The sequence below is a fragment of the Alteribacillus sp. JSM 102045 genome (genome assembly GCF_041949975.1).
In the GTDB taxonomy this organism is placed as follows: domain Bacteria; phylum Bacillota; class Bacilli; order Bacillales; family Marinococcaceae; genus Alteribacillus.
Genome location: NZ_JBHFQG010000097.1, coordinates 1 through 1,207, shown reverse-complemented (window position 1 = coordinate 1,207; position 1,207 = coordinate 1). Strand labels below are relative to the sequence as shown.

General features: G+C 46.4%; 1 protein-coding gene. It reads left to right on the top strand.

Annotated features, from left to right (window positions below):
- Positions 1-64: 64 nt before the first annotated feature.
- On the top strand, positions 65-1,207 hold a 1,143-nt coding region (locus ACE1TI_RS21795), incomplete at its 3' end, for an IS256 family transposase (RefSeq protein WP_375009597.1).

The window sequence follows — 1,207 nt, the reverse complement described above, 5'->3', positions numbered from 1 at the left end:
AAAAAAGAGGTAGGGTATCCTCAGAATTAACGACCAAATCAACTCGAGAGGAGATGCCCTACCTATGTCTACTAGTATAGGACAAAATAATCTAGAAAATCAATTAGATCAAATGGTCCGCGAATTCGTAAAAGAGAAACTAGAAACCATCATGAAAGAAGAACGCGAAAGCTTCTTTAAAAACGAACATCCAGAGCTAAAAAACCAAAAAAACGGTACCTATACCCGTCAACTGGATACGAAATATGGCCGTATAGAGGATCTTCAAGTCCCTCGTGATCGGGATAATGCCTTTCATACGGAAGTGTTCTCTCCTTACCAGCGCCGCGAACAGTGGCTTGGAGAAACCATCATCACGATGTATCAGAAGGGCATGAGCACGCGTGAAATCGGTCATTTTCTTGAACGCATCCTGGGCCATTCGTATTCCGCCTCCACCATCAGTCACATCACCGACATCGTTATGGAAGACGTAGAAGCCTGGCAGAACCGCCCCCTCCAAAAGCGTTATTCTGTTCTTTATTTAGATGGAACTTATCTTAAGCTCCGTCGCGATGATGTCGCAAATGAAGTGGTGTATCTTGTCATCGGCGTAACGGAAGAAGGCTACCGAGAAATTCTTGGCTTCTATGTCGGCGGGAAAGAAAGCTCTCATGGTTGGCAGGACATCCTTCTCGAACTTCAAAAGCGTGGCGTGGAAGAAGTCCTTTTAGGCGTGTTTGATGGGCTTCCAGGTTTAGAAGAAGCCATGAAAACCGTGTACCCAAAGGCTGATGTGCAGCGTTGTGTCGTGCATAAAGTGCGCAACGCTTTGAACCATGCCCGAAAGAAAGACCAATCCGCCATCGCTGAAGATCTCAAGCCGATTTACCAAGCGAATTCTTTGGATGAAGCTGAAGAACGCTTGAAAGACTTTAGCGCTCAATGGAAAAAGAAATACCCGAAGATTGTGAAGGGCTGGGAGGAAGACTTCTCGGTCCTGACCACCTTCTTAAAATATCCTCCATCCATTCGCTCCATGATTTACACCACCAACATGATCGAGCGCACGATGAAGGAGATTAAAAAACGCACAAAGACAATGAACAGTCTCCCCACCGAACAGGCAGCCGAGAAAGTCGTGTACCTGCAGGTGAAAGAGTACAATGAACGTTGGTCCGGTCGTAAACTCCGTGGATTCGGTACGGCCGCCCCAGCCTTAAAAAAA